Source organism: Agrobacterium sp. lyk4-40-TYG-31 (genome assembly GCF_030209855.1).
In the GTDB taxonomy this organism is placed as follows: Bacteria; Pseudomonadota; Alphaproteobacteria; order Rhizobiales; family Rhizobiaceae; genus Agrobacterium; species Agrobacterium vaccinii.
This window is the reverse complement of sequence record NZ_JARVRE010000003.1, coordinates 436,583-458,809: the sequence shown is the minus strand read 5'-3', so window position 1 is coordinate 458,809 and position 22,227 is coordinate 436,583. Positions and strand designations below refer to the sequence as shown.

Genomic DNA, 22,227 nt, shown 5'->3' with positions numbered 1-22,227 from the left:
ATGAGTCGTGGTGACGAGTTGAGGAAAAAGTTTGCAGCGAAGGCGGCGGCGAATCCGTTTGACGAAGTAAAGGCGGATTTTAACGACAGGCTTGACAAAATTTTGCTTGCAGAAAAGAACGCAAGCTCTGCGTCGACCCTGTTCGTCGATAGGCTATATGAGGCTTTTAACAACGAAAAACCTACGGATCTCGATACATGGATTCGTCAGAAGCTGGCAGCTTTGTTCTTGAGCGTCGACAAGAAGCCGGAATGGGCATTCGAACCAAGCTGGTGTTTCGAAGACGGGGTTCCGCTCGAATTTCTGCATCAGTTCGAAGATGATAACGAAGCAACCTTCTATGTGTTCCGTGGCTACAGGGAAGGGATGATTGGAGGAGTGAAGGGCAAGGTGCGGTTTATCAAGCTCTTGGCTCAGACGCGCAGGGGGATTATCCGGCTCGACGGAGAAATCGTCGGTTAGCTATGTAGCCTGTGTTCAGGGCTACCAACATCCCTCTCTTAGGGTAATTGCGATTATGTGACGCGCTTGCCATTGGAGGTGGGTTCAAGCTTGAAGTGCAACTTACGAATGATATTAATGGGTTATCACTCACAAGGGAGGGGTCGGTTCCGGCTGGGGGCGGAATGACACTCTAAGAAATCAAGCGACTATATCCGCATGTCGGATAGCATGAAGGCTCGCCCCTCAGGTGCGAAGAAGCCGCGAACCATGTATCCATTGTCGACAGGGTTTTGTTCCTCAGGTGCCCAAGAAAGACATGAACGCTAGGTAGAGGGCATCGCGTTGATTTCCCGCCAAACAACGCTACCTCGTTGGTGATGCAACGGCCTGTCAAATTGCGGCAGGTGCGAATCTTACGGATGGGGGATCAGAGGCTCGCCACCACAATCATCCGCCTGCTCGCCTGCGCCTGATTTGAAGAACGGTTGCGAATGCGCACGCGTTTCGATCATCAGGTATGACACGACGGGACAGTTTTTGGGGTTATGGCCAGCCAAACGAATACCGAGGTTGGTAGAGAATATTGGATCGGGATCCCAGCTTTTGTGGTGACCTGTATTGAAGAGACTTGTGGGTTCGGCCATAAATGCCGCTCTCAACGCTTCTTCTTCAGCCGGAGAGATTGGTCGGGCTTGTCGGTCCAGTTCCACATCGCATAAACGCCTTACTTTGCCTCCATTCGGTGGAAATTCGGCCTCCGTGACGATGAAACGCGTTTCATGTTTCTTCCAGCGTCGTTCTGTCATCTGGTATTCAGGGATGAGCGGATTGGGCAGCCCTGGTACGGTCACCGGTTGCGTGGCTCTGACATTGCGCCCCAGGTCTCGTAATCCCGTGGCATCGAAAACTTTGCCAGTCTCGATAGTAACTCGACACCGTGTAAACAGGTCACGCCAAACGCTGGAAATGTCTTCGCTGGCGCTGGCATAGCTTACAAGCAGTAGATCCAAAACAACTGACAAAACGATACGGCGCAAACGGAATTCCTTTTTGAGAGAAGGCGAGAACCACTCACCGGGCACGACTGCGTCAAGCGGGGCGACTGATGCCTAACCGACGCATTTCACGATAGATCGTGGAACGGCCGAGGCCTAACTGCGTCGCGGCTTCTGTCGGTGAAACATTTGCTGTGACAAGCTTGATCGCAGCATCGACTTTTTTCATGTCGAGCGGCTGGCGACCGGGTTTCTTTCCCTTCGCTCGGGCCGCGGCGATACCAACCTTTGTCCGCTCCGAGATCAGCCGGCGCTCGAAATGAGCGATGGCGCCGAACACATGAAAGATCAACTCGCCGGCGGCTGAAGAGGTGTCGATCTTTTCCTCCAGGCTCAACAGGTCGATCTGCCGTTCGCGAAGCATCTTCACGGTTTCGAGCAATTCCGCCAGCGAGCGGCCGAGCCGATCCAGGCGGACGATCGCAAGTGTGTCGCCTGCACGAGCATAGGCGAGCAGTTCCGCCAGCCCTGGCCGATCCATGGTTTTACCCGACTTGGTGTTGGTGAACACCCTGATAGCACCGGCCGCCTTCAGGCGCATCGTTTGGCCGGCGACATCCTGATCGCCGGTCGAAACACGCGCATAGCCTAGAATGCCAGCCATCTTCTGTCCCCGAAACGGTCGTTCTGTGGACGGTGACAACCGGCCTCATTCCGCCACTGAAAAATCGTCCATAGAATACGTCTCTTTATTCCCCACTGTCCATAGATTATCAGGCTCTTTTGTGGACGAGTTGGCGGGGGTAGAAATGCGCAAACATGAACTTCTGAACGAACATGAACGGCGACAGCTCTTATCTCTTCCTGACAACCGGGATGACTTGGCCCGCCTCTACACCTTCGAGCCAAATGACCTCGACTTGATCCGGAACCGGCGCGAGGATCATAACAAGCTCGGCGTGGCGCTGCAGCTTTGCACCCTTCGTCATCCGGGTGTCCCTCTGGCTCGAATCCTGGATACGCTCCCGGCTTCGATGATTTCATTCGTGGCAGAGCAGATTGACGTTCGACCTGATGATCTTGCCAGTTATGGTCTTCGAAGCCAGACGATGACGGACCATGCGCGTGAAATAGCCCAGATGATGGGCATGCGGGCGGCCGAACGTGGCGATATCCCTATGATGATCGAAGCAGGAGGGGTTGCCGCAGCCTCGACTGATAAGGGAATGCCGATCGCAACTCACATTGTCACGACATTGCGGCAGGCGGGGATAGTGCTTCCCACGATTTCGACAATCGAGAGAGCGGGAATTGCTGGAAGGGCACGAGCTCGCAAACACGCGAGCCAGGCGCTTACTGGCGGTCTAACCACCCGCCAATTCGGCGTTCTCGATTCTATTGTTCAGATTGATCCGAAGACCGGCTTGTCGTCTCTGGCATGGCTGAAGGCTATGCCCGTCGCAGCGAAAGCCGACAACGTTCGCGATATTTTGGAACGTTTGGCCTTTGTCCGCGTGATCGGCATTCCGGTTGCCAACCGTACCGCACTGCATCCCGACCGTTATCGCCAGTTTGTCCGTGAAGGGCGTATGTCGCCATCCTACATGATCGAGCGCTATACCCCTTCACGGCGGCGCGCGACATTGGTCGCATTCCTTATCGACGCCGAAGAGCGCCTGACAGATGCCGCAATCGAGATGGCGGACAAGCTAATCGGTTCGATGTTCACCCGCGCCAAGAACGCCAAGTCCCGGAAATATGAGGCGACCGCCAAGGATGTGTCGCGGTTGATGCGCTTGTTTCGAGGCACAATCGATGCGTTGGCAAACGCCATCCAGACCGACAGCGATCCGATCGACACCATCAATGCTTCGGTCGGCTGGGCAAATCTGCTGCGAGTGCGCAAAGAAGTAGCAGAGATAGCGGACACCGCGGACCAGGATCCCCTGATTGTCGCCGCCGACCGATACGCAACACTGCGAAAGTTTTCGCGGGCGCTGATCGAGGCGCTTGAGTTTAAGTCCAGTAGAGGCAGCGCACGTACGGTTTCGGCTGTCAGGGTGCTTAGAGAGGCTCATCGAACCGGAAAGCGCGAATTACCTGCCGACGCGCCTATGCCGTTCAAAAAGGTTTGGCAGAAGATCGTGGTCGGTGCCGACGGCAAGATTAATCGCAGGCTCTACGAGGTCGCGACACTCGCGCATCTACGCGATAAGCTGCGGTCGGGTAGAGCGCTCATCGTCATATCGCCGCTTCGACAGCTATCTCCTGTCTCCGAAAATGGCGGCGCCAGTCGTCAAAGATTTAGCGCTGCCCGCATCTGGTGACGATTGGCTGGAGCAGCGGGGTCGGGAACTGGACTGGCGGCTGAAGCGGTTCTCAAAACGTCTCCAGAAAAACCAGGTCGAAGGCGTCAACTTCGATGGAAACCGTCTGAGCCTCACACCCTTGAAATCCGTGGTTTCCGCCGGCGCGGAAACTCTCGTCAGCCGGATTGAGGGATTGATGCCGCGCATACGGATCACCGATTTGCTCCACGAGGTCGCCGACCAGACCGGCTTCCTTGGAGCGTTCACGAACCTGAGGACGGGTCAGACATGCCCGAACGACAGTGCAATGCTGGCCGCAATCCTCGCCGACGCCACCAATCTCGGCCTCTCCCGCATGGCCCGCGCCAGCGAAGGCATCACCCGAGATCAATTGATATGGACCAAGGACGCCTACATTCGGGATGATACCTATGCCGCCGCCCTTGCAACGATCATCGATGCGCACCACCGTCTGCCAATCGCGTCGGTCTGGGGTGACGGCACGACGTCAAGCTCAGACGGTCAATTCTTCCGAGGCGGAAAGCGGGCAAAGACCGGCGGTGATGTGAATGCTCGCTACGGCGTCGATCCGGGGTTCGGGTTCTATACACACGTGTCCGACCAACATGGCCCCTACCATGTGAAGGTCATCTCGGCTGCTACCCATGAAGCGCCCTATGTTCTCGACGGCTTGCTGCATCATGGCACGGGTCTCAATATCTCGGAGCACTATACCGACACTGGTGGGGCAACCGATCACGTCTTCGCGCTCTGCGCCGCTCTTGGATTCCGGTTTTGCCCGCGGTTGCGCGACTTCCCGGATAGGCGCCTGATCCCGATCGAACCGCCCGGCAGCTATCCAGACCTAATACACCTTCTCGGAAAAAGGGTCCGCACGGATATCATCCGTGAGCATTGGGATGATGTGCTGCGGCTCATTGCCTCCTTGAAATTGGCCCATGTCGCTCCCTCAACCATGCTGCGGAAGCTGGCCGCTTACGAGCGTCAGAACCAACTCAATGTGGCCCTTCAGGAAATCGGTAAAGTCGAGCGAACCCTGTTCATGCTGGACTGGCTGGAGAATCCGGCACTGCGCCAGCGTTGCCAGGCTGGACTGAACAAAAGTGAGCAGCGTCACGCCCTGACGCAGGCAATCTGCACGTTTCGGCAAGGCCGTATCATCGATCGCAGCCATGAGGCCCAACAGTACCGCGCGTCCGGCCTTAACCTCGTCATCGCCGCGATCGTGTACTGGAATTCGACCTATATGGCCGACGCCCTTGCGCATTTACGTTCGACCGGCGTGGATGACGCGATGATGCCGCAGACCTCACCTGTTGGATGGGAGCATATCGCATTCTCGGGCGATTTCCTCTGGGAGCAAGCCGCCAAAAATAGTTCGCGGAAAACACTTGTCATCTCCGACGAAGCGCGGGCAGCCTGAGTGTACCCATGTTCACGCCAACCGTTGTTCAGCGGGAAACCAACGCGATGGCCTCAGCTACTGACCGACCAGGACATCGAAACGCTACGGCACCTCGTCAATGCCGGTATGGGTGCCAACACGCTGCGAGCGCTGACATCGGATCTGGCCTATCTCGAAGCCTGGGGCCTGGCAGCAACCGGCAAATCTTTGCCGTGGCCGGCGCCTGAAGCGCTGCTGCTGAAATTCGTTGCACATCACCTCTGGGACCCCGAGAAAAAGGAGACCGATCCAGATCACGGCATGCCAGCCGGCGTCACCAACAATTTGCGAGCCCAAAAGTTTCTGAAATCCACCGGCCCACATGCACCCGACACAGTGCGTCGCCGACTAGCCAGTTGGTCGACCCTCACAAAATGGCGCGGTCTTGACGGCGCTTTTGCTTCCCCTGCCCTAAAATCCGCTATTCGCCTCGCTGTGCGGGCCGTCCCGAGACAGCGTCGTCACAAGAGCGCGAAAGCAGTGACCGGTGATGTCCTGGCGAAACTGCTGGCAACCTGCGCCAACGACAGCCTGCGAGATGTCCGAGACAGGGCCATCCTGATGGTCGCCTTTGCCTCCGGCGGCCGCCGGCGTAGCGAGATCGCGGGCCTTCGCCTGGAGCAGCTAACCGTGGAAGCTCCGATCGAGATGCCGGACGGCCCTCCCCTCCCCTCTCTTGCCATTCATCTCGGTCGGACCAAAATCACGACCGGCGAAGAGGACGACGTCGTTTATCTGACCGGCCGACCGGTCGATGCCCTGAACGCATGGATGACAGCCGCAAAGATCGACAAGGGCTGCGTGTTTCGCCCGATCGGACGATGGGGGACAGTTGCGCGGCGCGCGCTGGACCCTCAGTCGGTTAACGTGATCATCAAACAGCGGGTCGCGGCGGCGGGCCTCGAACCTGAGGCTTTTTCAGCACACGGTCTTCGGTCGGGATACCTGACCGAGGCGGCCAATCTTGGTATTCCTCTTCTCGAAGCGATGGAGCAATCGCGACATCGCTCGATCCAGCAGGCTTCCGGCTACTACAACAGTGCATCGCGACAAAGTGGACGAGCTGCAAGGATCATTTGATGCGTTTATCCATCATTTGCGATATGCCCAGATTGCCTTGCAGCTTGATCTCAGGGCAACTACCGAAGCCCGTCGAACTCAACGAAATGCAAGTCATCAGGTGGGACATCGGCTGAAGCCAATCTTCCAAAGGACCACTGATCGCCAGGTGAATTGTACGAACTATCGGAAACTAGAGTCACCGATATCCGCTCTACCAAGAGCGCTGGTCCATTGAACGCTCGGAACTCCCCATTGAGCCAATGGGGTTTGTTTTTCGGAAAATCTTTGAATTGAATGTTGTACTTCGGCTGAAAATAACCAATCAACGACGCCTCTATCGCCTCGTAGATGCTTTTCATTTTTCCGGACATCAATCTTTCCAGCATCGCAGGCATGGTCACGATATCTTGCCCAACAACACGGTATGCGGGGTCGTAGGCCATTATAAAGAGATCGCGATTGCGATGGCGCTGTTGCAGATCGCCTTGAAGTTCGACAATGCGTTCGTGCGCTTTCGCCCGGTCAAAAACGCTGACGTCACCGTTCTCTCCGCAAGCAATGCCGACATACTCGACGCGAAAATCTGTCAGCGGCTGATCAGCCTTTCTGAACTTCAGATAATGAAAGAGATCCGGTGACAGCCAGAAGCCGATTTGGCTGCCATCCTTATGGACGAAAACAAGTCCAGTGAGATCCCCGCCTTCGGCACCCGGAGCCGAGTAAACTGCGCTGATGTTCTCGACGTCCAATCCCCTCGGTATCGGATAAGGCGAGCTTCCATCAAGCGCCACAATCGCCGGAACTATAGCACTCGTCGGCCGCGTCTCGAACTTGACGAACAGGGATACAACACGCTTTTCGGCGTCCCAAGTCACGGCGCCGTCCAAAACCGCAGCCCATCGCGATACCAGAATATAGAGGTGATAGTCTCTCGTCAGGTTGTGAACTTGAACCCGATTGCCTCGGCGATCGAGGTAGACATCGATCGGACGGCCGTCGAGCTGCGCGTTGCGCAGGCGTTCTGGGCCATTCGGAGCCAAAATCAGGGGATATCCAGAAAAATACTCAAGAGTCTGATTAAACATATTCCATCTCCAAAAAACCAAGCATAAATCTGCGGTTGTTGAGACGAGATTAATCGTGGCCCCGATTGGAGATTGCGTTTGCCTCGCCCACCCCAGATTTCAGACGATAACAGCGATTGGCAGGTGTAATTGTGCCGGACGAAAAGACTTTTAAGATCCATGTCGACGGCCAGGTGGATGACCTCTACGCGCTGAGCCTCCTGTTTCCGGAAGGGGCGTTCCCCGACTTTTATGTGGTAACGTCGATCATCGGTCAGAAGGATAAATTGTTCGACAAGGTCACCGACGCGGAGCGCCGAGAAACGTATGTCTCTGGACCTGGCTGCGCACCGCTCTTCGAATTCTTTGGTCAGACGACCCAATATGAGCAGGATTTAGTCGCGAGAGAAATCATCGCACCCCTCAACGGATATGCCTCACTCACCGACAGCAACTTCAGGCCCGTGGTCCCGATCAGCGCATCGTACCAATCGCAGGGCGGTTCAGGTCAAATGAGTTTGGGAATCGGAAGCTCCAATCGCCCCACGCGATTTATCACGACGAACAGGCATCCCTCCCTGCAGGCGCTTATGCCTGTGCGCGTCCGTCTCATGATCGACGAGCCGCTCGCCGCGCGAGCGACTGCCGTGATGGCCGGCCCGCCATCTTGGGCCGACTATTATCGAATTCTTGAGGACATTGCGGGCCACCGCAAGACGTCTCTTGAGCGATTGTCGGAGAAGGGTCTCGCGGCGCGCCTACCGCTGGTCGAGTTCAAGAAAGCCGCCAACAATCACATCGCTGGGCGCCATGGCGCGTCAAAGCGCGATCCGAAGCTTGTGGCCGACGACATGATGAATCTTCTCGAAGCGCGAGAGTTTGTGAGATCGGTCATCACCAAATGGATCGACGAACAATGCGGCGACACGCTCCCTACGGACCGCGTCGATGGCGGCGCTCTGCGTTTCGGCCTAGATGACGACGAATAGGAGCTTCCCGCAAATGCCATTCAATGCTTATGGGTTCGGAGATGTGGACTTCGAATCTTATCACAGGCAATTCGCCGCCCCATTTCTGATCAAGGGGAACGAGCAGAACAACGACTACTTTCTAAAGGAAGCGCAGCAGAATCATATCTACGGTGTCAACACCGCGCTGGACGAGCTGATCATGGATGCAGCGCTCCTGGCATCGACAGAGCTAAAACATGACGCCGAGAACCATCTCCGTTACGGAGTATTGCGCCGACTGCGAATGATTTCGACAGCGTTCCGCCGCTTCCAGGCACTGGTCCCACCGGACCGGACCGTGCCTTTGACGTTACCACAGTCCGATGATGTGGCTCGATACTTGAACTCGATCTATATCGATATTCTAGGCCTCATGGATAACTACGCATGGACTCTCGCGCATCAACTCGGCAACTCTGATACGCTGATGGCAGCCAAGATGCAGATCGGCCTTTTCAAGAGGATCTTGGCACGGGACCCAGCTATCGGCGCTGTAATCAAGGAGATCAGATCCTTCAGGGATTGGGAAAAAGAGATGAAGGAGAGACGGAATCCCGCCGCCCACCGTATGCCCCTATATGTGCCGTCCGCGGCATTCACTCCGGAAGATGCTACGACGTACAGCCGTTTAGGGGGCGAGGCTTCCGCCGCTCTCCACGAGCAAAATTACGAGCGGTACAAAGTTCTTCAAGAGGCTCAGCAACGCGTTGGAACTTTTATCGCCAGATTCCTTCATGACCCGTCAGGTCCGGTACATGATATTTACCCTACCGTTTCGAGCGACATTGGAAATGCCGTCCTCATCGGCCGACTTGTCCAAATGTTCTTGCGACAACCCGCGAACACGGGGTCGGAACAAGATCTGTTCCTGACGACACGCTAAGACCGAACGGACCGTGAACCTTCGTCGCGAAATCGCATAACCAGTCTGTCGACTGGTCGTAAATTGTCGCGCAATAGCCGAAAAGCTCATTCCCTTTGATGAGATCATCGCGTACATTCTTCTTCTGCTCATCACTGAGCGTGGATGGTCGACCGAGCGCCTTGCCTTACGACTTTGCACGCTTCAGGCCGGATTCTGTTCGTCCGATCATCAATCTCCCTGCCCTCAGAGCGGCGACCCTCTGCAGACAAGTGGATCGGGCGCCCCGGTGCAGGCCGATCCTGCCGCTGGCGCCTTTTCTTCACTGCTGCGATTTCAAACAGGCGCACTTCGTCGAAAGTGAAGAAAGCGATCTTCCCACTTACCCGCTTATCCGAAGGTTCGGGTCCGGTGGTTTCGCTTTCGTCTGCCAAGTCAGTCTCTCTTTATAGGGGGTTGAGTAGCAGCGGAGCAGAAAACCTACACAAGCCGCCCGCGGCAAGACGGGCGGGGCCGCCGAGACGGGCGACAGCATTGGGGTGATGGAAAGCGGAATGGCGGCTTTCATGGCGCATGCGAGCTAAACAGACGTCCGGTTTCAGCTGACGGCCATTCGAAAACAAGAGTCGGCGTGCTGATCGAGGCACGCCGACCACTGCATTTACTCTGTTAAGGGCGTAGTCGCTTGGGTGTGCGGCTCAACAGCGTAACCTCCCTGATACTCGCAGCGTTGAGCAGGCGCATCAGGATGCGGCCAAGTCCTACGCCCATGCCACCATGCGGGGGGCAGCCGAAGCGGAAGAAATCGAGGTAGTCGGACAGGCTGTCTAGCCGCATTCCGCGTTCCTGCGCCTGAGCCATTAGACGATTATGGCGGTGCTCGCGTTGCGCCCCAGTCGTGATCTCCAGCCCGCGCCAGAGCAGGTCGAAACCTTTGGTAAGGTCGGGACGATCCTCGTGGCGCATATGGTAGAAGGCGCGACCACTGGCGGGATAGTCAGTAATGAAGACGAACTCATGGTCTGTTTCGGCAGCTATGTGTTCGCATAGCAGGCGCTCGCCTTCGGCATCGAGATCATCGTGGCGGGCTGGGACATGGCCGAGCCGAGCAAGAATGGCGAGTGCTTCGGAAAAGGTAACCTTGGGAAACGGCAACGACGGCGGAGCGATGCTGACGCCGTAAAGTGCCTCGATCTGGGGGCCATGAACCTCGACCACGGTGCCGATGGCATGGGCAAGCCAGCGTTCTTCAAACGCCATCAATTCGTGATGGTCTTCGATCCAGCCCATCTCCATGTCGATCGAGGTGAACTCGGTTTCGTGCCGCGAGGTGAACGACGGCTCAGCGCGAAACACCGGGCCGATCTCGAACACCCTTTCCATGCCGCCGGCGATTGCCATCTGCTTGTAAAATTGTGGCGACTGAGCCAGGAAAGCTTTGGTGTCAAAATATTTGACAGCAAACACTTCAGCGCCGGATTCGCTGGCTGTTCCCATAAGTTTGGGCGAATGAATTTCGCAAAAGCCGTTCTGCTGCCAAAAGGCCCGCATTGCCGCTTCCAAGGTCGTCTGCACGGCAAAGACCAATTGTTGTCCAGGATAGCGCAGGCTGACCTGGCGGTGGTCCATCCATTTGTCCGGGCCGGAATCATACGCGATGGGTAGTTGGGGATCGGCCAATCCGCAGATCTCGACGCTTTCGATCAAGATTTCGAGACCGCCTAGCTTGACGGAGGGAGCAGCCACGACAGTGCCGATGACGATCACCGCGCTTTCAGGCGTCAGTGCGTCGAGATCGCCGGTGAGGGCTGTATTGTCTTTGCTTTGAGTGAGCTGAACCTTGCCGGTCGGGTCACGCAGGACGATGAAGCGCATACGCTTCTGATCGCGAATGGCTTCGACAAAGCCCTGCAGCTTTACGCGATGCCCGACGCACTGGGACAGCTCCGCAACAAGAGATCGGCTCAAGGATGAAAAAGGTGACATGACTTTCTCCGGGGATGAAAGCCGGATCGGAGAAGCCAACACCTTCAGCCCCTCCGAAACCGGCAGGGCTGTGGTGATCAACAAGCTACGCTATAACGCGCGCACGCCATCCACGACCCCGAAGGGGCCATTATTATTGACGGCGATGTTACGTTGCATGCTCATGGCTGAAGTTTATACACAAGGATGGAGCAGTGTAAACAGTCAACGCTGTTGAGGTCTGCTTTCGAGCGCATCCTCGGGGGCCCGAACGGCCGAAATGGGGGTCGGTTCCTGTCGTCCCGGCCTCTCCAACAAACCCCGGTTTGATGTGACGCAGCACGACCGCTCGCAAAATCCCGAAGCTGCTGCCAATTCCCGTAAATACCCGTGCAGAAACCTATAGCCTATAAACTCCCTCCCGTCTAAGTTAATAAGGAATCTGCGAGCGACCATGCTGATTGGTTATATGCGCGTTTCAACCGGCGAGCAGAATCTCGATCTTCAGCGCGACGGCCTGGAGAAAGCTGGGTGCGAGAAGATCTATGATGACGTATGCTCAGGTCGGGCTACCGACCGTCCCGGCCTTGCAAAGGCACTAGAGATTGCGCGGGCGGGCGATGCGCTCGTCGTATGGAAACTCGATCGCATCGGAAGTTCGCTTCCCCATGTCGTCGGCCTGATGAACGACCTGCAACAGCATGGGGTCGGCCTCAAAGTACTGACCGGAGACATGGATACGACCACGACGACCGGCCGTCTTGTCTTCGGCATCTTCGCGACATTGGCCGAATTCGAGCGCGATCTCATTCACGAGCGCACCATGGCAGGTCTAGCGGCCGCCCGCGCCCGTGGCAGGGCCGGCGGCCGGCCGCGTGTGATGACCCGGAAGAAACTGAAGGTCGCCATGGCGATGATGGCCGACAGGGACAATGCCGCCCGCGATGTCGCCGCCGAACACGGCATCTCCTTGTCGACCCTCTATGCCTATGTCGATGCGAGGGGAAAGCCGCGTGCACGGGCCAACGAATTGCTCGCCCGTCGCTCTACGAAGCGCGATACCGCTTGCTACTCAGACCCCAATATCCCTGAGTGTCCTTCGGCACGCAGGAGCCGTTTTCGGTCCTTCATATAAAATCACTCAGACCGAAAGGCAGGCAGACCATTGTGAGTGACATTCCGGGCGACTTGAGGTTTCAGCTTTTACCAAGATGATCGAGATGGACAAGGCAACAGAAACTTTGCCAATCAAAGATGGCGATCGTTATTTGCGGTGCGCTACGGAAGGGTCAGTGCGCGGCGTGTGAACATAGTCCAGGCGGCGAAGCGCAGCATGGCTCTCAGTGCTGCGACAACCAACTGATGGAGGCTTCAAACGAAAAGACCGTCCGGTCACCCAAAAAATCTACAACGACAGCTGCCGGTGCGACAAAAAGGGCGGTCTGATTGTGCCTTCCAGCTAGTAAACGAATTTGGAGTCCTCAATGCCTGATTTCATTCTCTATGAAGGCGATCCGATTGCCGTGCCAGCTTTTCGCATCATCGCAATCATCGATGGTGATATACACGGCGAGCGTAATCGACAGATCTTGACTTCGATCTATGCCAAGTTCGAGGCGCTTTTTGGTGAAAGCGCCAATGTCACTTCCTACAATTTCCCGGGATATACAGGCAAGATTCGCTGGATAAACCCTAAGATCATTGAAGACGGACGTTCGTTTTTCCAAAATGAAAGCACGAAATACGGTCAGGGCATCAGACGCTACGGCTACGCTCTCGATAGTTTCAAGGAGCCAGCACTTCCTTTTTTTGGCATCGAGCAGCGCAGCTACTTCAACTTTCTTGAGATCGCTATCCCTGAAGACAATAGCTCGGCGATGGATTTTGCAAATTTCGTGACAGAGCAACTTATAAAGGCGCCGGTGATCAGCGGCGTCATGGGAATGGGCTTTTTCCTGCCTCCTTATAAAAGCACCTTACAGTTCATGATGGGCGGCACGACAGTCCGGTATAGGGCTGTGATCGACGTCAAGCCAGATATGCTCATGGAAGGCATTCGTAAGGAAGGCTCGGCCTATCGCTGGCAGCCAGGCGAGCAACCGGGCATTGGCGATATCGGCTGGCGGACGTTTGTGGGTGCCGAGTTCTGGGAGCGTCTCCCCGATCAAACGGAATTAAATGAAACGCTGAATGTAGAAATAGAAAAATCCGACAGCGTTCTTTGCATAACCGCCGGCGAGCGCCCGATCTGGGGTGACGTCAACGAGGGTGAAGATATCCGCGCCTACAAGGCAGTTGCACATTATCTTGCTCCTGTTCGCATGCCCCATGGCGCTTTGGAAGCCTTCGGCTTCGGTGGCAACGGCACGCCGGAACACAAGGATAAGATCGAAGCCTATCTGACACGTTTTGATTGATGTGGGGTCAGTTCCGGTTGGGGGCGAAATGACACATTAAGCGAGGATTGCGGCTTGGTCGACCTTCGAGCGGCTTGTGGATGAGCATGGTACCGATAAGCATATCCGGCGATTGTCCACCAAGAGCCAGTTGATCGCCCTGCTGTATGGGCAACTCGCCGGTGCTGTCAGCTTGCGCGAGATCGAAGGCGGTCTGGAAAGCCATTCGACACGCCTTTATCATCTCGGCGCACGCCCGGCCTCACGTTCGACGCTGGCTGATGCCAATGCCAAACGCTCAAGTGCGGTCTTTGCCGGTCTGTTTGCCGAGCTGGTCGCACGAGCCGGGCGCGGGTTGCGACGGTCCGTCGGCGAGGCGACCTATCTGATCGATGCCACCAGCCTTCGCCTTTCCGGTGCAGGATCGCAATGGGCGCGGTTCTCCCATCAGGCTTGCGGAGCCAAGGTCCACATCGTCTATGATGCGGGCGCAGAGCGACCGATCTATGCCGCCGTTACACCCGCCAATGTCAATGACATCACCGCCGCCAAGGCCATGCCGATCGAACCGGGCGCGACCTACGTCTTTGATCTGGGCTATTATGATTTCTCATGGTGGGCCAGAATGGATCAGGCCGGATGCCGCATCGTCACCCGCTTCAAGTCCCATACACCCTGACGGTGTTGCATGAGCAGCCGCTGGAGGACGCGGATGCAAACGGTGGTCGCATCCTGTCGGATCGCATTGGTCTGCTGCCTGCCCGTCAGGCCGGCAACCGCAAGAACCCGTTCAGCGACCCGGTTCGCGAGATCACGGTGCAAAACGATAACAGCAAGGTGCTGCGGATCCTGTCGAACGATCTCGATGCCACTGCGCAAGAGATCGCCGATCTCTACAAGCGCCGCTGGGCTATCGAACTGTTCTTCAAATGGGTCAAGCAGACCTTGAAGATCAAGCACTTCCCGGGTGTCTCAGAAAACGCCGTGCGCATTCAGATCACTGTGGCCCTCATCGCTTTCCTGCTTCTGCGCATGGCGCAGGCAGACCAGAAGACCATCGAAAGCCCCTGGGCCTTCGCCCGCCTCCTGCGCGCCAACCTCATGCATCGAAAAAGAACAGACAGTCTTCTAAAACCACCCAACAGCAGCAGATGCCACAATGACCAGCTGATGCTCCAATGGACGGAGGTTTAAACCGGACAGCAGTGGGTTGGAGCCGGGGGATTTTTCCGCCCATGAGCTGAGATCTGGTTATCTGACGAAAGCCGCGAACCAGGGCATTCCCCTGCTGGACAGAGCAATGGAGCAATCACGTCATCGCTTTGTTCAGCAGGCATAGAGCTATTACAGCAATGCCAAGCGGCGCAGCGGTCGAGCGGCTAGAATGCTTTGACATAGAACTGAAGCCGTCGGATCGATCGCTCAAGCAGTGCTATCAGTTAGACGGCAGTTGTTTTGCTGCTTGGACCATCACGAGTACGTTGAATCCTTCTCGAACATGAAACGCGTCTTCAGCTAGCAGGGCGTTGCCATGCGCGTCCATGAACCACTTCGCGGTGTCGTGATCGTAGAACTCCGCAATCGCGGCTTCGATTTTTGCTTTTGCCTCGGTCAGAACCTCGGTGAGATTTCCTAGCAACCCGGAAGGGGCGATCCAAGCTAGAAACCTTCATGCAGTTTCTGCATGCGGGCGATGAGCTGGTGATGCTGCAGCTTGATCGGCTTGGCCGCTCCACCCGCGACGTTTCTCAATCTTGTTCATGAGCTTGACGAAAAGGGCACGTCCCTGCGCGTCCTCGAACTCGAAGTAACGACGGCGGGCAGCATGGTCCGGGTGGTCATCACCATCGTCGGTATGGTCGCGGACATGGAACTCAAGTTCATCAAAGACAGACAACGCGCGGGTGTCGAAGATAAGCTTCGCATTCAAGGTTTTCTCCGGTCATCTGGTCGCCATGCGCCAGATACCGCGCGCCGACGACTGGCCACTTGGTCGACGCTGACGAAATGGCGCGGGCTGCAGGGTTAATTCACCTCCCCTGCCCTAAAGTCGGCCATCCGGCTGGCGGTGCGCGCAACGCCGCGACCGAAGAAGCGGAAAAGCGATTGAAAACAAAGGTTCGGCACCAAGCTGGACGATTTGGGTAAATGACCGTACCGCGGGCCGTAGGGGAAGTGGGGGAGCCGATTTTGTCGCACAGCGTTAAAATTGGGGGGACCGCTTATCATTGAGGCAAGTCGGCCAGTTGTGTATTCTCGATAAACGTTGAGAGAGACAATACCTCGCCGTATCGCACTGACTGCTTGCAAGAATCCCGATCCTGATCGGGATGCGAGCTGTTCAACCGGACATTCGTCGGAACTCTTTGTGGCTGGGTGCCAAAGATGCTTGATGAAGCGGATCAGATCAGAAGCGTGTTTGAGGCTCGGCTAAACCAGTATTGGCGGAAGTGGTGACAGGAGCTTTGCCGTCAGCACTTCGGTGTTTGCGGTTCGGATGATATGAACTACGAACGCGGTACAACAATGCATGAAAGAACGTGACGACCTCGTAGACAAATTCAGGGTCGTTTTCATTCATAAACTCCGCATGCTTCTCAGCAATGCGCAAAGGCATAATATCGAAGACTACAACCGTCGCATAATAAATTGCTATTAGCATTATCGCGACGAACATTAAGCGTATGACGAAGCCATCGGCTGTAACAAAAACTGAACCATCCCAATTAGAAGCCACAATGGCACACAATATTGCAATGCATGCTTAATAGCTGGATTCCATATTTGATGCATTCTTGAAGTTCTTCCAATCATCAATAATCTTAGGTAGTCCCCGTAAGTGTGAGGGAGATTATAATATCTTAGGACAGCTGGCACGTCCTCGCCAACACTGAAAGCCGGTGCAAAAGATGTAAGGAAACCGGTCGCAACGTGGAGATCGTCACGACCGGAGACGGCTGCGTTAAGCAGCTGTCGTTATACATTTAATCGTGAGATTCCAGTGCTAACAGTTTCAATAAGATAGCCCGGCACTTAATTTGACACTTGGCATTTAATTTGAGATTATAGATTTGACTTTTTGCGCTTAATGTAATATGCGCGCTAGGAAAAGATAGCTTTTTACCGCCACGCCTTCACTAGAAAATGACCTATATTACAGATGGTTATCGCCGCACAGGAAGGTGTTTGTACGGAAAATCACACCGACTAATCTCAAAGTAGGTGCCATCACCAGTCTGAATGAGCGCAATCTTACAGTTAAATGCCAAACGACAGCGCGCCTTTCGATCATGGAAGAGCCTGAGAGCCCTGTTGATTCCAAACGCGGATTGATGGGGCGCGCCTTCGCGAGCTGTTATGGAACCCTCCTCGAAGGCGGCTTTCTCCGGACCGCTTTATTGTTGATTTGAATGGTGATCGTGTCCGCGCCGTGGAATTCGGATACGCGATCACAACCAATGCTGCGAAAATGGCCAACCTGTCTTACAGAGCGGAAATCCCGACGCTTCAGCTGGGTGACCTTGTATCCGCAAGCGGGCTTGTAATGACCGCGCTTGCGCTTGGGTCCGCGCCAAGATTGCCCGTAGAAAAGGCAGAGCTGGGCGGCAAGGAATTTCTCTACACCCTTCTGTCCGCCAGTTCCTGTAACAGGTTGAGAGCGGCGACAATCGTGGAAAGCGTCCAGCACGACATTGAAATCGGCAGGATATACGCATGAAGGAAACAATCCGCATCAACGGGATTACACTCTGCCACAAAAACTCGAATGGCTATGTTCGCTCGACTCTGCCGGATGTATGCCTCACCCCGCCCAAGCCTGTGCCTGTGCCGTATACGAATACCGCATTCGCCCGCGACCTCGCCGACAGTACCACCACGGTGTTTTCGCACGATGGGGTGATGAATGGCGTGCGCGGCTCTCGGTTCGCCAAATCGATAGGTGACGGACCCGGTTCGTCCGGAGGGGTTAAATCCGGTACGCATCTGCACGAGGCCACCTTCCTGTCCTGGTCTCCCAACGTGTTCATGCAAGGCCGCGCAGTGACGCTGCCTTACTGACAAAATGCTCCTCAACAAGGGAAACACCGTATCGGTCGGTGGCTACAAGACCGTCCTGCCCGAAGGCCATCCCGACGTTACCTCTGCGAGGTGGGCTGCTGCTGTTATGCGCTGCATCGTCCGAGAAACAGCGTTACCGAGGGGCTTGAATGGATGGATCAGGTTCTGCCGCGCGACGACGAGGCGAGCCCCGGTCGCTACCAGCGCTGCGTCGACGCGACGATCCAGGCACAATATCCGAACACGGTCCTTGGCGGCAGCATGCCGGTCGGCGATCCGCGCACCAATTATGGCTATATCTCCGAGCTTGGATTCTGGGACCCGAACAATCCAAGCAACACATTCCTCGACAAACCACCCGGAAATGTCATCCTGCAAGGAGAGGAATACGACATTCCCAAGGTTCCCCGCAGGGCGCCCTGGGGCGGTACGCGATGGTTCAATGTGCGTGGCTCCCGCTGGCTCGATGTGGTGAAAGTCGAGAACGGCCAGATGACCCATATGTACGACATGAAGTTTCCGGGTGACAAGTTTCCAAATGATGCGGCGAAGGCCAGGGCATATGAAGATATCGCTGACCGGCACGGCGCTGAATATAGTGAGTTCGTGGTGCTGGACGAGTGTGGCAACTGTGAGGAATCTGTAAGGCAGCGCGAACAGGAACGGCAATGGGAAGCTGAGAGCCGGTGGCGCGAACTCCAGAAAGGTCTCGAGAATCCGATCTGGTTGCCCTTGCCCCGGCGTCGGTTCCCCGGCCGCCCGATACCGATCAAGTAGGATAATATCATGAATTTAAACGAACTCATCACCACGATGGCGATCCTTGAGGAGCGGGGTGAACTCGAAAAACTGGATGAAATCGGTTTGCCCCCTGGCAATACCATCCAATGGCTGTTTGGGCTGACCTCCGGATTCTATTTTGCGGATGGGGAAACGCGTCAAATACGCCAATCCATGCTAGGTTTGGCATTGCGTTATTACGATCAGGTAGAGGGTAACACCAATTTATTGTCATTCAATGACCGGACACGTCGCATTTCAGCAGGAAAACAGATCGAGGAATATCTATTGCAGGGCGGCTATTATGACGAGAAGGAGACGACGAGTTTCTATGTAAGGCATATGCCAAAACAGGCGTTGCGTTCGACGGATCCGGTCCACGACTACTTCACTGCCCTTCTTCCCGGCGTCGGCTATCGCGGTGGCAATGGACACCTTATGTGCCAGACGAGGCTATCGGCGCTGTCGCGCGATCGGGATGGCTTGGTCCGTTTTTTCGTTGACGCCTGCCGCGATCTGCGGGTTTTCTACGCCGTATCGGGTTTGTCGCTCTTTTTTTATTCCTACGCGTCGGGTGCAACGGCAAAAGCCTACCCTCTTTTTCGCAGGTTTCCCGGGCTGCTTTACGAGGATGGCGCGCGTTTTGGATTGGCGATACGAGACAGGACGGACATAATCCGCGATGTGAACTGGCTGACGGCCGTCAACGATGAGCTGCTCGCGCGGGTTGGCGGCATTGATAAGGCACAAACCGTACTTGGCGAGGAAGTCGTCTTTCACCCTTACGAGGGCGGTGTCGTTATCCAGGCTGGAGAGCAGCCTGTGCTCGGTGACTTGAACAAGGGGTGGGTGCCCGCAGCCTACCGCGCAATCAACGATTTTCTCAAGCCCCTGCGTTATGAGAATTGGGAGAGCGCCTATCTTAGAGCGCCACATGATGTCGATAAGATGGAGTACACCGAATGGTGGACACGCCGGTTTGATGGTGGTGAGTGCTAGGGTGGTTGGGGGCAGAACAAGAGCAGTTCAAAATCGTACGCTAAGATAGGCGTCAGTTCCGACTAAGGGCAGAATGACACGTTTAGCTATCCAATTGAACCTATTTGGGTTTCCACCCGTAAGCCATTGAATTTACTTTGACCTGTCACTGAAGTTTCATCCGGATGCGATTAGAGCCTCGGCGGTTTTTGATAAGCCAAATGGCGTGGTGGGAGCAACCGGCGGAAACGCGTAGCTCACACATCGCTGGCCCGCGAAGGTGCGACGATCGACACCTCGACGGCCAACGGTCGGCTGGTGTTCGACATATTCGCCGCACTTGCCGAGTTCGAGCGCGCATTGATCGTCGAGCGGACCAAAGCAGGCCTCGCCGCCGCTCGCGCCCGTGGCCGGAATGGCGGGGCGCCGTTCAAGATGACGCCGGCGAAACTGCGCCTCGCTCAAGCAGCAATGGGAAAGCCGGAAACCAAGGTGGCCGACCTTTGTGCCGAACTCGGTATCACTCGCCAGACCCTCTATCGTTTTGTCAGTCCTGCGGGGGATGTGCGCGCTGATGGATTGAGGCTGTTGGACCGGCGGAAGCGCGGAAAGTGAGTCAATCACTCCGAAAAAAAGAATAGACGCCTGAAAACCGGCGGCACGCCGCCTCCAGCGAGGCTAAGAATACCGCATGCTATTTGACCTTCCAGACCCTGATACCCTCTATGCAGCTCCACTTGCCCGAGATGAATGTTTCGACGGACAAGCCTTTGTATGTGTCTCATCAACCGGCGTTTTTTGCCGTCTGACGTGTCCCGCACGTAAGCCCAAGCGAGAGAACTGCACGTTTTATGCTACGATTGGCGAATGCGTTGAGGCTGGATTTCGCCCTTGCAAGCGTTGTCACCCTCTTCAGGCCGCCGCACTTGCCGATCCAGCAATTGCAGCCCTCTTACACGCTCTGGACACGCGGCCGGACCTCCGTTGGTCTGAAGACCACGTAATCAGACTTGGTTATGATCCCTCAACCATTCGGCGAAGCTTCAGACGTCAATTTGGAATGACTTTCCTTGAAATGGCGCGTCAACGGCGACTGCGCGAAGGGTTTGAGACGCTGGCTATCGGTGGAAAAGTCGTGACGGCTCAGCATGAGGCCAGCTTTGCATCTGCCAGCGCGTTTCGCGACGCCTTTGCTCGCCTGCTTGGACAACCTCCATCGGAATTGCGATCAGATAAGCTGCTGCGGGCGACATGGATACCAACTCCCCTCGGAGACATGATTGCTGTCAGTAGCCGTAGTCATCTTCATCTTTTGGAATTCGTGGATCGAAAGGGCCTACCTGGTGAGCTTAAGAAGCTTCAGCAGGCGTCCAAAGCGGGTATTGGTATCGGCAGCATGCCTCCTTCAGAGCAAGCCGCGGCAGAACTCATTGATTACTTTGCGGCTCGATCCGACAGGTTTTCAACGCCGGTCGCGGTGCCTGCCAGCCCCTTTACCCAACGAGTATGGGACGCATTGCGCGAGATACCGGCTGGTGAAACCCGAAGTTATTCTGAAATTGCCCGCCAGATCGGTCGCCCGACAGCAATTCGGGCGGTGGCACGTGCCAATGGCGCCAACCAAATCGCGCTGATGATCCCTTGCCATAGAGTGATCGGAGCAGATGGGTCTCTGACCGGATATGGCGGCGGCCTTTGGCGCAAACAGCGGCTGATCGAAATCGAACGGCAGCTCAGATCAGTAAATAAGGAACGCATTGCGTGACATCTCAAATCGAAAATGCCCAGTTTTTCCGAAGCCTACATACGCCTCAAGCCCCGCTATTCCTGTACAATATCTGGGATGCTGGCAGTGCAAAGGCCGTGGAGCGGGCTGGTGTGAAAGCTGTTGCGACCAGTAGCTGGTCCTTGGCTGCGGCCCAAGGTTATGACGATGGCGAACAGCTATGCTTCGAGGATCTGCTAGCAACCGTCGCAAGGATCTCAAAGTCGGTCAACCTACCTGTTACCGTCGATTTTGAGGGTGGGTATGCTGCCGATCCTGAAACTGTCGGGCAGAACGTCTGCAGATTATTAAAACTCGGCATTGTCGGCTTCAATTTCGAAGACCAGATCGTGGATGGCCTCGGTCTCTATAGCATTGAAGATCAGGTGCTCGAATACGCGCGGCTCGCCATGCGGCCGATTCTATGGGTGTTCCAGCATTCATCAATGGCCGGACGGACGTCTTTTTGAAGGCCGATCAGGGAACTGCACACGCCGATCTCATGGAGGAGGCGCTAGTTCGCGAAAGGGCATATGCATCAGCAGGGGCTGATGGCTTTTTCGTACCTGGATTGACAAATGATACGTTGATCCGCCAAGTCTGTGACGCGGCCACGTTGCCGGTCAACATCATGACAACGAGCACCCAGGAGATCCGTAAAATAAGTAAGTTTGGTGTTGCCCGCATCAGCTTAGGACCGGCACCATACATCGCTCTCATGTCCGCCGTTGAAAAAGAAGCGAACGCGCTATTGTAATTTGAAAGGCCGCGCCCGGAATGGTTGATCAAGCATTTACGTTATCACCGATTTACTTTCGGGTCGTCGACCTACGACACTTGAGAACAGTGCCAACGTCGCGACGTGAAAGAACAGTACACCCCCGGGCGGCATATCCAAACTTTGCGAGCATCTCGAAACGAAGTTCTTGTAGCAGTTACTTCTCCCCAACTTTATATCTGACGAGCGGAACGCAGAAGGTGCCAAAAGGTTGTCTGACGATAACAATGTCGTTCTATAAGATGACCCTCCGGGGATGGTGTTTACAACATTCTTAGCGTCCGACGTATGCTAC

The 22,227-nt window shown here is 55.6% G+C and carries 18 protein-coding genes and 7 pseudogenes; 19 read left to right on the top strand and 6 right to left on the bottom strand.

Translation table 11 applies throughout. From position 1 onward, the window contains the following. The gene (locus QRN55_RS05305; RefSeq protein ID WP_284775425.1) at nucleotides 1–462 is read left to right on the top strand and encodes a hypothetical protein; all 462 of its coding nucleotides are present in this window, start codon (nucleotides 1–3) and stop codon (nucleotides 460–462) included. A 395-nt stretch (nucleotides 463–857) separates the two neighbouring features. Here QRN55_RS05305 and QRN55_RS05300 read toward each other — a convergent pair whose 3' ends face one another. Together QRN55_RS05300 and QRN55_RS05295 are read right to left on the bottom strand one after the other, a co-directional pair. Further along, on the bottom strand, nucleotides 858–1,481 hold the full coding sequence (locus tag QRN55_RS05300; protein ID WP_284775423.1) for a hypothetical protein: 624 nt from the start codon (nucleotides 1,479–1,481) through the stop codon (nucleotides 858–860). Between the two features lie 52 nt (nucleotides 1,482–1,533). After that, nucleotides 1,534–2,103, bottom strand: coding sequence for a recombinase family protein (locus QRN55_RS05295; RefSeq protein WP_284775421.1), 570 nt, complete (start codon nucleotides 2,101–2,103; stop codon nucleotides 1,534–1,536). 145 nt (nucleotides 2,104–2,248) lie between these two features. Between QRN55_RS05295 and QRN55_RS05290 the strand changes: the two are divergent. Both QRN55_RS05290 and QRN55_RS05285 read left to right on the top strand, forming a co-directional pair. Further along, nucleotides 2,249–5,192: pseudogene (locus tag QRN55_RS05290) on the top strand (Tn3 family transposase). Next, nucleotides 5,193–6,293, top strand: a complete 1,101-nt coding sequence (locus QRN55_RS05285; protein ID WP_502871288.1) for a site-specific integrase — start codon at nucleotides 5,193–5,195, stop codon at nucleotides 6,291–6,293. A 59-nt stretch (nucleotides 6,294–6,352) separates the two neighbouring features. Here QRN55_RS05285 and QRN55_RS05280 read toward each other — a convergent pair whose 3' ends face one another. Then, nucleotides 6,353–7,360: a hypothetical protein gene (locus QRN55_RS05280; protein WP_284775420.1), complete on the bottom strand. Its 1,008-nt coding sequence runs from the start codon at nucleotides 7,358–7,360 to the stop codon at nucleotides 6,353–6,355. Nucleotides 7,361–7,476: 116 nt separating this feature from the next. Between QRN55_RS05280 and QRN55_RS05275 the strand changes: the two genes are divergently transcribed. Beyond that, on the top strand, nucleotides 7,477–8,328 hold the full coding sequence (locus tag QRN55_RS05275) for a hypothetical protein (protein WP_284775418.1): 852 nt from the start codon (nucleotides 7,477–7,479) through the stop codon (nucleotides 8,326–8,328). A 13-nt stretch (nucleotides 8,329–8,341) separates the two neighbouring features. Further along, nucleotides 8,342–9,232: a hypothetical protein gene (locus tag QRN55_RS05270; RefSeq protein ID WP_284775417.1), complete on the top strand. Its 891-nt coding sequence runs from the start codon at nucleotides 8,342–8,344 to the stop codon at nucleotides 9,230–9,232. A gap of 648 nt (nucleotides 9,233–9,880) precedes the next feature. Here QRN55_RS05270 and aspS read toward each other — a convergent pair. Continuing rightward, on the bottom strand, nucleotides 9,881–11,197 hold the full coding sequence (aspS, locus tag QRN55_RS05265) for an aspartate--tRNA(Asn) ligase (protein WP_284775416.1): 1,317 nt from the start codon (nucleotides 11,195–11,197) through the stop codon (nucleotides 9,881–9,883). 433 nt (nucleotides 11,198–11,630) lie between these two features. On the opposite strand from aspS, the gene QRN55_RS05260 reads away from it, so the two are divergent. The 4 genes and pseudogenes from QRN55_RS05260 to QRN55_RS05245 form a co-directional block, all read left to right on the top strand. Beyond that, nucleotides 11,631–12,311 (top strand): recombinase family protein, encoded by a 681-nt coding sequence (locus QRN55_RS05260; RefSeq protein WP_284775414.1) that lies wholly within the window; start codon nucleotides 11,631–11,633, stop codon nucleotides 12,309–12,311. Between the two features lie 349 nt (nucleotides 12,312–12,660). Next, entirely contained in the window at nucleotides 12,661–13,593 is a 933-nt protein-coding gene (locus QRN55_RS05255) for a type VI immunity family protein (RefSeq protein ID WP_284775413.1), read from the top strand. 46 nt (nucleotides 13,594–13,639) lie between these two features. Further along, a pseudogene (locus QRN55_RS05250) lies at nucleotides 13,640–14,766 on the top strand (IS4 family transposase). A gap of 10 nt (nucleotides 14,767–14,776) precedes the next feature. Then, a pseudogene (locus QRN55_RS05245) lies at nucleotides 14,777–14,911 on the top strand (integrase); the annotation flags it as partial. A 96-nt stretch (nucleotides 14,912–15,007) separates the two neighbouring features. On the opposite strand, the gene QRN55_RS05240 reads toward QRN55_RS05245, so the two are convergent. Next, complete coding sequence (locus tag QRN55_RS05240; RefSeq protein WP_284775411.1) at nucleotides 15,008–15,211, bottom strand: hypothetical protein; 204 nt, start codon at nucleotides 15,209–15,211, stop codon at nucleotides 15,008–15,010. Nucleotides 15,212–15,243: 32 nt separating this feature from the next. Between QRN55_RS05240 and QRN55_RS24515 the strand changes: the two genes are divergently transcribed. The 3 genes and pseudogenes from QRN55_RS24515 to QRN55_RS24505 form a co-directional block, all read left to right on the top strand. Further along, nucleotides 15,244–15,336, top strand: coding sequence for a recombinase family protein (locus tag QRN55_RS24515; RefSeq protein WP_284775409.1), 93 nt, complete (start codon nucleotides 15,244–15,246; stop codon nucleotides 15,334–15,336). Continuing rightward, a pseudogene (locus QRN55_RS24510) lies at nucleotides 15,296–15,430 on the top strand (hypothetical protein); the annotation flags it as partial. The gene QRN55_RS24515 and the pseudogene QRN55_RS24510, both read left to right, overlap by 41 nt. Before the next feature lie 42 nt (nucleotides 15,431–15,472). Then, nucleotides 15,473–15,676 (top strand): annotated as a pseudogene (locus tag QRN55_RS24505) (integrase); the annotation flags it as partial. A gap of 303 nt (nucleotides 15,677–15,979) precedes the next feature. Here QRN55_RS24505 and QRN55_RS05225 read toward each other — a convergent pair. After that, nucleotides 15,980–16,309, bottom strand: coding sequence for a hypothetical protein (locus QRN55_RS05225; protein ID WP_284775407.1), 330 nt, complete (start codon nucleotides 16,307–16,309; stop codon nucleotides 15,980–15,982). 669 nt (nucleotides 16,310–16,978) lie between these two features. Between QRN55_RS05225 and QRN55_RS05220 the strand changes: the two genes are divergently transcribed. From QRN55_RS05220 to QRN55_RS05190, 7 genes and pseudogenes are all read left to right on the top strand, one after another. Next, a complete protein-coding gene (locus QRN55_RS05220) occupies nucleotides 16,979–17,290 on the top strand; it encodes a hypothetical protein (RefSeq protein WP_284775406.1) in 312 nt (103 codons plus the stop codon). Then, nucleotides 17,287–17,631, top strand: coding sequence for a DUF4150 domain-containing protein (locus QRN55_RS05215; RefSeq protein ID WP_284775404.1), 345 nt, complete (start codon nucleotides 17,287–17,289; stop codon nucleotides 17,629–17,631). The genes QRN55_RS05220 and QRN55_RS05215 overlap by 4 nt, the downstream gene beginning before the upstream one ends. Nucleotides 17,632–17,784: 153 nt before the next feature. Further along, complete coding sequence (locus tag QRN55_RS05210) at nucleotides 17,785–18,408, top strand: hypothetical protein (protein WP_284775402.1); 624 nt, start codon at nucleotides 17,785–17,787, stop codon at nucleotides 18,406–18,408. Nucleotides 18,409–18,417: 9 nt separating this feature from the next. After that, nucleotides 18,418–19,410 (top strand): type VI immunity family protein, encoded by a 993-nt coding sequence (locus QRN55_RS05205; protein ID WP_284775398.1) that lies wholly within the window; start codon nucleotides 18,418–18,420, stop codon nucleotides 19,408–19,410. A gap of 246 nt (nucleotides 19,411–19,656) precedes the next feature. Further along, nucleotides 19,657–20,004, top strand: a pseudogene (locus QRN55_RS05200) (recombinase family protein); the annotation flags it as partial. Between the two features lie 76 nt (nucleotides 20,005–20,080). After that, complete coding sequence (locus QRN55_RS05195; RefSeq protein ID WP_284775397.1) at nucleotides 20,081–21,154, top strand: bifunctional transcriptional activator/DNA repair enzyme AdaA; 1,074 nt, start codon at nucleotides 20,081–20,083, stop codon at nucleotides 21,152–21,154. Continuing rightward, nucleotides 21,151–21,911: pseudogene (locus tag QRN55_RS05190) on the top strand (isocitrate lyase/PEP mutase family protein). Before QRN55_RS05195 ends, QRN55_RS05190 begins: the two are co-directional and overlap by 4 nt. The last annotated feature ends 316 nt before the right edge of the window (nucleotides 21,912–22,227 follow it).